This is a genomic window from Massilimicrobiota sp. An80, from assembly GCF_002159255.1.
Lineage (GTDB): Bacteria > Bacillota_I > Bacilli_A > Erysipelotrichales > Coprobacillaceae > Allocoprobacillus > Allocoprobacillus merdigallinarum.
The window spans coordinates 1-8,632 of record NZ_NFHI01000071.1 but is presented as its reverse complement, the minus strand read 5'-3'; the positions used below and the strand labels follow the sequence as shown (position 1 = coordinate 8,632).

7 protein-coding genes are annotated in these 8,632 nt (G+C 33.4%); 6 read left to right on the top strand and 1 reads right to left on the bottom strand.

What is annotated here, in order from left to right; genetic code table 11:
- Positions 1-367 precede the first annotated feature (367 nt).
- Together B5G32_RS12835 and B5G32_RS12830 are read left to right on the top strand one after the other, a co-directional pair.
- Entirely contained in the window at positions 368-769 is a 402-nt protein-coding gene (locus tag B5G32_RS12835; RefSeq protein WP_239386253.1) for a hypothetical protein, read from the top strand.
- 41 nt (positions 770-810) lie between these two features.
- Positions 811-1,194, top strand: a complete 384-nt coding sequence (locus B5G32_RS12830; RefSeq protein ID WP_087243461.1) for a DUF2500 domain-containing protein — start codon at positions 811-813, stop codon at positions 1,192-1,194.
- A gap of 12 nt (positions 1,195-1,206) precedes the next feature.
- Here B5G32_RS12830 and abc-f read toward each other — a convergent pair whose 3' ends face one another.
- A complete protein-coding gene (gene abc-f / locus B5G32_RS12825; protein WP_087936878.1) occupies positions 1,207-3,072 on the bottom strand; it encodes a ribosomal protection-like ABC-F family protein in 1,866 nt (621 codons plus the stop codon).
- A 119-nt stretch (positions 3,073-3,191) separates the two neighbouring features.
- Between abc-f and B5G32_RS12820 the strand changes: the two genes are divergently transcribed.
- The 4 genes from B5G32_RS12820 to B5G32_RS12805 all read left to right on the top strand — a co-directional run bounded on the left by B5G32_RS12820 (position 3,192) and on the right by B5G32_RS12805 (position 8,416).
- Positions 3,192-5,111, top strand: a complete 1,920-nt coding sequence (locus B5G32_RS12820; RefSeq protein ID WP_087936877.1) for an aconitate hydratase — start codon at positions 3,192-3,194, stop codon at positions 5,109-5,111.
- Positions 5,111-6,103: an isocitrate/isopropylmalate dehydrogenase family protein gene (locus tag B5G32_RS12815; RefSeq protein ID WP_087936876.1), complete on the top strand. Its 993-nt coding sequence runs from the start codon at positions 5,111-5,113 to the stop codon at positions 6,101-6,103. Before B5G32_RS12820 ends, B5G32_RS12815 begins: the two co-directional genes overlap by 1 nt.
- A gap of 11 nt (positions 6,104-6,114) precedes the next feature.
- A complete protein-coding gene (locus tag B5G32_RS12810) occupies positions 6,115-6,813 on the top strand; it encodes a GntR family transcriptional regulator (RefSeq protein WP_087243457.1) in 699 nt (232 codons plus the stop codon).
- Positions 6,814-7,021: 208 nt separating this feature from the next.
- Positions 7,022-8,416, top strand: coding sequence for a 6-phospho-beta-glucosidase (locus tag B5G32_RS12805; RefSeq protein ID WP_087298073.1), 1,395 nt, complete (start codon positions 7,022-7,024; stop codon positions 8,414-8,416).
- Positions 8,417-8,632 lie beyond the last annotated feature (216 nt).

The following is an 8,632-nucleotide window of genomic DNA, read 5'->3' as shown; positions in this document are numbered from 1 at the left end:
TTCTTGTATTAGAAGGCAAAGATCAGAAGATACGAATGAATACATTTAGAAACAAGTATCAAAAGATAGCAGTAAAGGTCATACGACATGCAAGAAGAATCATATTGTCATTTAGCAGTACATATAGATATAAGAAGAAATTCTTAAAATACTATCAAAAACTGCAGAATTAAAACATAAAACCCATAGTTTATTGAAAGTAGTTGAAAAACTACACTTTTTTAGCTACGGTTATTCACAATTTTACGGTGGATAACATTTTTTAAGCTAGAAAATAGACATGATTTATAAGTTTTTCATCACAAATTTGCTTTCATGAATAATTTGGGTATTATTTGATTGTGATCAGCATCAGGCTGTATGTATTGTGGATTTGGATACAGTGATGCCTGGACTTGTGATGAATGATTTTGGAGATGCTATTCGTTTTGGCGCAAGTACAGCTTTAGAAGATGAAAAAGATTTATCTCAGGTTGCATGTGACATGCATTTATTTGAAGTTTATACAAAAGGTTTTATTGAAGGAACACAAGGAAAACTCACACCTCAGGAAGTAGAATTGCTGCCTTTAGGTGCTTTAATGATGACATTAGAATGTGGTATTCGTTTTTTAACTGATTATCTGCAAGGTGATGTTTATTTTAAAACTGAGTATCCTGAACATAATTTGATTCGTTGTCGTACACAATTTCAATTAGTCAGTGATATGGAAAAGAAATGGGATCAGATGACAGCTATTGTGCATCAATATGCCTACGTTCACCAATAATACACTTCTTTATGGGATAATGATTGTAAGGAGGGAAGACAATGGTTGGTTTTGAGATGGGATTGGAAACAGGTGGTTATGATATGATGTTTACATTGGTTGCGTTATTGATTTTGGGAATGATTTTCGTGATTATCATCAGAGGGATTCAACAATGGCATCATAACAATCAATCACCTAGGCTTACAGTGAATGCTAAGGTTGTTTCTAAACGTACTAATGTCTCTTTTCATCATCATGGTCATGACCATGGCGTGACATCATCAACAACTTATTATGTGACTTTTGAAGTGAAAAGTGGAGATCGTTTAGAATTTGTAGTGAACGGACGTGAATATGGTTTTCTAGTGGAAGGTGATTATGGAGAACTCACTTTTCAGGGAACACGCTATATAGAATTTATAAGAACAGAAAAAAAGGGTTAAAGTTCATTGACTTTAATCCTTTTGCATATTTTCCCATTGTTCAAGAAGCTGATCAAGTTGTGTATGACCATCATCAATCTTTTGAACGACTTCATTATATTTTTTATAATCATTGAGTACGTCTTCTTCCTGTAATTGAAGATTCCATTCTTTGATTTGATTTTCTAGTGTGGAAATTTCTTTTTCAATTTTCTTGATTTGATTTTGATGTTTACGTTGTAAAGATTGGGCTTTTTTATTTTCAATATAAGATGTATTATTTTTTTCTTTGGTTTCTTTTACTTTTATTTTGTGATCCATATATTGAGAATAATTACCACTATAAATATGACTGCCATGAGCATCCATTTCTACAACTTTTGTAGCAAGTTTATTAATAAAATAACGATCATGACTAATAAAGAGAATTGTTCCTTCAAATGAAAGTAAAGCATCTTCTAAGACTTCTTTAGATTCAATGTCTAAATGATTGGTTGGTTCATCTAAGATCAGGAAATTACAGCGTGATAATAATAATTTCATTAAGACAACACGACCACGTTCTCCACCTGATAAGACATCAATTGTTTTAAAAACGTCATCACCCTTAAATTGAAAAGAGGCACAGGCATTTCTAATCTGGGTGTTATTCATTTGTGGGTATGTATCACTGATTTCCTGAAAAATCGTTTTATTGAAAGATAATGATGTGTGTTCCTGATCATAATATCCAATCATGACTTTGCTGCCTAATTTGATTTTACCAGCCGTTGGGACATAATCATTTAAAATCAGATGAAACAATGTTGTTTTTCCAATACCATTTGGACCAATTAAAGCAACACGTTCTTGTTTTTTAACTTCAAAATTAATGTGTTCAAAAAGTGGTTTATCAAATGCCATGGCTAAATCTTTCACTTTAAGTACATCATATCCTGATTCTACCAATGGTTGAAATTGGATACGTATCGCTTGTGGCAGGGCATCTGGTTTTTCAACTTTTTCCATCTTAGCTAAAGCTTTTTCTTTGCTTTCTGCACGTTTGACTTGTTTTTCACGATTAAATGATTTTAATAAATCAATACTTTCCTGCATACGTTTGATTTCTTTTTGATTATCAATATAATGTTTTAATTCTACTTCACGATTATGTTTTTTAATAATCGCATATTCCTGATATGAACATTTATAAGTTGTAGCTTTGCCATGTTCAATTTCAACAATCTGATTAGAAATCTGATCAATGAAATAACGGTCATGGGAAACCATAATAATCGCATGAGGATAATTTTTTAAATAGTTTTCCAGCCATTCAATGGATTCAACATCTAAATGATTGGTAGGTTCATCCAATAATAAAAGATCTGGTTTTAATAAAAGAAGTCTACCTAAAGCAATACGTGTTTTCTGTCCACCAGACAAAATAGAAATAGGCATTTCCCACATAGATTCATCAAAACCTAAACCTTTTAAAACACCTTTGATTTGACTTTGATAGCTATAACCATCATTATGTTCAAATTCATATGTTAAGCGTTCATATTCATCCATGATAGCATCTAATTGTTGACTCGTTGACATTTGCACTTCAAGTTCACGAAGACGTTTTTCTGTTTCAATAAGAGGCTGAAAGACATCTTCGAGAGCTTGATAAATAGAAAATTCTGGATTTAATGTATTATGTTGAGATAAATAGCCTATTTTGGTGTTTTTAGGCATAAAGATTTCACCACTGTCATAGCTTTCTTCACCACAGATGATTCTAAGCAGTGTGGTTTTTCCTGCCCCATTGACACCAATAATAGCCAGTTTATCATGATTTTCAATTTTAAAAGTAATATCTTTAAGCAAGTCTGTTCCTTGGAATGACTTTTTTAAAGATGAACAAGCTAATATCATTTTGATCACCTCGTTCATTGTAACATACATCATTGAAAAGATAAACTGTAAAAGTTATAGTTGATTGTTTAAACATAACCTTGTATAATTGTATACAATAAGTGAAGGGGTGGTTAAAAATGAATTTAGCATATAAGGTTTTACAGGCACATTTAAAAGAGGGAGAATTAATTCCTGGAACTCCAATCTGTATTGGAATTGATCAGACATTGACGCAAGATTCTACTGGAACAATGGCTTATTTACAGTTAGAAGCTATGGATACAGGGAAAGTTGCAGTTGAAAAGGCAGTAGCTTATATTGATCACAATATGTTACAGACGGGGTTTGAAAATATGGATGATCATGAGTTTATTCGCAGTGTTGCGAAAAAACATGGGATTACTTTTTCAAAACCAGGGAATGGTGTTTGTCATCAGTTACAGTTAGAAAACTTTTCAAAACCAGGGAAAACGCTGGTTGGAAGTGATTCACATACACCAACATGTGGTGCTATGGGAATGATTGCGATTGGTGCAGGGGGATTGGATGTTGCAGTTGCGATGGCAACAGGAAAATATTATTTACAATGTCCAAGTGTGATTCAGGTTCATCTGACAGGTAAAAAAGCACCTTGGGTGAGTGCTAAAGATATCATTTTAAAAATTTTACAGTTATTAAGCGTAAAAGGTGGCGTGAATAAGATTGTAGAGTATACAGGTGAAGGAATTGCTTCTTTATCATTAACAGATCGTGCCACAATCTGTAATATGGGAGCTGAACTTGGTGCAACAACATCTATTTTTCCAACCGATGCAAGAACTTTAGAATATTTAAAACAACAGGGTAGAGAAGCTGATTATGTGGAAATGAAAGCTGATGAAGATGCCCAATATGATGAACGCTTAGATATTGATATGTCTACACTTGAACCAATGGTAGCTAAACCTCATAGCCCAGATGCTGTGGTGAGTGTTAAGGAACTGGAAGGTATGCATATCAATCAGGTTGTCATTGGGTCATGTACGAATTCATCATTTGCTGATATGATGCGTGCGGCCAAAATTTTAAAAGGTAGAAAAGTGGCAGATCATGTTTCATTGGTTATTGCGCCAGGATCTTCAAGTATTTTAGCTATGTTATCACAAAATGGAGCTTTGGCAGATATGATTCATGCAGGAGCCAGAATTCTTGAATGTGGTTGTGGTCCTTGTATTGGTATGGGGCAGGCACCTCTTTCTCAAGGGATTTCTTTAAGAACAATCAATCGTAACTTTAAAGGACGTTCTGGAACAAATGATGCTGGTGTTTATCTGGTTTCACCAGAAATTGCTGCCTTGTCTGCTGTTAAAGGATATCTATCATGTGAATTTGAAGAAGATATGTATTTAGATGAAGTTCCATCAACACCATTTATTAAAAATGAAAACTTCTTTATCAATGAATATGATCCAGATACAAAAGTCTATATGGGACCTAATATTAAACCAGTTCCTCGTGGTGAAAAACTATCAGCTGATATTCAAGGAAAAGTTGTGTTAAAAGTAGGAGATAATATTTCAACTGATCATATTGTTCCTTCAGATTCAAAATTATTACCATTCCGTTCTAATGTTCCACATTTAGCCAAATTTGCTTTTTCAAAAGTGGATGATCAGTTCTATACAAGAGCTAAGGAAAATCATGGTGGATTCATTGTTGGTGGTGATAACTATGGACAGGGATCTTCAAGAGAACATGCGGCTTTGGTACCGAATTATTTAAAGATTAGAGCTATTTTTGCTTTATCATTTGCAAGAATTCATCGTTCTAATTTGATTAATAATGGTATTTTACCGATTGTGATTGATCAAAAAGGTTATGATTTCTTTAATGAGGAAGATGAGTATATTTTATTAAATGTTAAAGAATCTGTAGAAAATGATCAGCCGATTATAGTTCAAAATCAACGTACAAAAGAAACTTTATCAACGCAGTTGACTTTAGCACCAAGAGAAAAAACAATGATTTTACAAGGTGGATTATTGAATGCGATTAAAGAATTAGGAGGGGATTTTTAATGAAAGCTGTATTAATTCCAGGTGATGGGATTGGACCAGAAATTGCCAAAAGTGTTGAAGCTTTAACAACAGCCATGAATTTAGATATAGAATGGGTGAAATATCGTGCTGGGGCTGAATATGCCAAAGAAACCGGAGATGTTTTTGAACCTGGACTTGTCGAAGCTATTGAACAATATAAATGGGCATTGAAAGGCCCAACAGCAACACCTATTGGAACAGGATTTAGAAGTGTCAATGTGGCATTAAGACAAAAGTTTGCGACTTATGCCAATGTTAGACCAATCCGTTCATTCAAGGGAATCAATTCTAGATATGATGATATAAATTTGGTCATCATTCGTGAAAATACAGAAGATTTATATAAGGGGATTGAATATAAACTCAATGAAAACATGGCCAATGGTGTCAAATTGATTACCAGAGAAGCCAGTGAAAAAATTTGTCGTTATGCCTTTGAATATGCGAAAATCAATAATCGTCATAAAGTGACAGCTATTCATAAAGCCAACATCATGAAATATACAGATGGTCTTTTCCTGGAAGCTTTTAGAGATGTTGCCAAGTGTTATCCTGATATTGAAGCACAGGAAGTCATTGTAGATAATATGTGTATGCAACTCGTTTTAAGACCTGAAACTTTTGATGTTCTGGTTGCACCTAATTTATATGGTGATATTGTTTCTGATTTATGTGCTGGATTAGTTGGTGGATTAGGTTTTGCGCCTAGTGGTAATATTGGGGATGAATATCGTATTTATGAAGCTGTTCATGGCAGTGCACCAGATATTGCAGGTCAAAATATCGCCAATCCAAGTGCATTATTATTAGCTTTTGCGTTGATGTTGGAAGATTTGGGAAAGATCGAAGCGGCAAATGCTTTAAGAATGGCATTATCAAAAGTTGTTGAAAAACAGGAAACTGTTACACCTGATATTGGTGGACATGCTTCCACTACTGAATTTGTAGACGCCATTATAAAAGAATTATAGGAGGGAAACATATGCCGTCACATAGTTTATTTGAACATGTAACACATGGCTCTTTGGGAAATAAAATATTTGATATTTTAAGAGATCGCATTTTAAATGAAGAATATGAACATGGGCAAAAATTAAATGAATTGGCTTTAGCTAATGAATTAAAAATCAGTCGTACACCTATTAGAGAAGCTTTAAAACAATTAGAGTTAGAAGGATTGGTTGAAAGTATTCCTAATAAAGGTGTTTATGTCAAGGGATTTTCACCACGAGATATTGATGATATGTTTGAAATTCGTTGTGCTTTAGAAGGCTTAGCGATTCAACTGGCTATTGATAGAATGGATGAAGAACATTTAGCTAAAATTAAAGATGTGTTTGAATTGATGGAATTTTATACTGCCAAAAAAGATCAGGAAAAAATTAATGATTTGAATATTTTGTATCATGAAACCATTTATCAGGCAACACAATCTCAATATTTTGAACAGCTGTTAAAAGATGTGCATTATTATGTTTCTGTCACAAGTCGTCATTCTATTACCCAGCCTGAAAGATTGGAAACAGCTATTCAGGAACATCGTGCTATTTTAAATTCTATTGTGGCTGGTGATAAAGAATTAGCAAAAGATACGATTCAAAAACATATTAGAAAGACACAAACGCTTGTTCGTGCTTATTATGCGAATAAGAAAAAGAAAAATAATAAAGTGAATGATTGAGTCTGAAAATTCTTTTTCATGTCATATAAATCATCTCATAAAACATTTGTGAAGATACGATGATAAGTATCTTCTTTTTTTAATAAAATAAGCATGAAAAGACTGATGAATGATATAGGGAAAGAAACTCTTTTCAATAAATGAAAATAATAAGCAAAATAAATGATTTAATATTATACTTATCATTAAGGATAAAGGAGGATTGATTATGGAAAAGAAACCAGTAAAAATTGTAACAATTGGTGGAGGAAGTAGCTATACTCCAGAATTGATGGAAGGATTTATCAAGAGATATGATGAACTTCCTATTAGAGAAATTTGGCTAGTTGATATTGAAGATGGAAAAGAAAAACTAGAAATTGTTGGTGCTATGGCTCAACGTATGTGGGATGCATCTCCTTATGATGTCAAAGTACATTTGACTTTGGATCGTAGAGAAGCATTAAAAGATGCAGACTTTGTCACAACACAATTTAGAGTTGGATTATTGAATGCACGTGTCAAAGATGAAAGAATTCCATTTTCATATGGTATGTTAGGTCAGGAAACAAATGGAGCTGGAGGAATCTTTAAAGCTTTCAGAACAATTCCTGTCATCTTAAGCATTGTCGAAGACATGAAAGAATTATGTCCAGATGCATGGTTGATTAACTTTACAAATCCAAGTGGAATGGTCACAGAAGCTGTCATGAAATATGGAAAATGGAATAAAGTGATTGGATTATGTAATGTTCCAGTAGGTGCAATGATGGCTGAACCTGAAACAATTGGAAAAACATTAGATCAGTTAACATATAAGTTTGCAGGATTAAATCATTTCCACTGGCATAAAGTTTATGATGAACATGGAAATGAAGTGACTCAACAAATCATTGATGCAATGTATGAAGGAAAAGATGGAGGAATTCCTGCGAATATTCATGACATTCCTTTCTTTAAAGAACAGCTTGATACAATGCAAATGATTCCTTGTGGATATCATAGATATTATTATCGTCAAGAAGAAATGTTGAAACATGGTCTTGAAGAATACAGTACAATTGGAACAAGAGCACAACAGGTCAAACAGACAGAAGAAGAATTGTTTGAATTGTATAAAAATCCTGAATTAGATCATAAACCAGAACAGCTTGCTAAACGTGGCGGCGCACATTACAGTGATGCAGCATGTGAAACAATCGCATCTATCTATGCGAATAAGAATACACATATTGTTGTCACAACAAGAAATAATGGAGCTGTCCCAGATTTACCACCAGAAGCAGCAGTAGAAGTTTCAGCATATATTGGAGCAACGGGCGCAAAAGCGATAGCATTTGGACCATTCCAGCCAGCAGAAAGAGGATGGCTACAATGCATGAAGAACATGGAATGGTGTGTAGAGGAAGCCGCAGTCACAGGAGATTATGGAAAAGCATTACAGGCATTTATCCTTAATCCACAGATTCCATCAGGAGCTACAGCAAAGAGAGTATTAGATGAATTATTATTAGCACATAAAAAATACTTACCACAGTTTGCTTCTAAGATTGCCCAGCTTGAAGCAGAAGGTGTTACAATCAAAGATGATGTCGCAAGGGAGTTAACTGAAAAAGGTTTATAATAAGATTAAAAAGGCTATAAAGAATGAAAGTTCTTTATAGTTTTTTTATGGATAAATATTTGTTTTAAAATGAGTTTATATCATAATATTTACTATAAGCAAATATTATGATATATTTGTCTTAGAAAGATATGTTTTTTTACTTTTTTGTCCTGAAAAAAAGAAAAATGTCAAAATAATGCGTATATAGATAAGTGAAGGGTTCCTGATTATCAT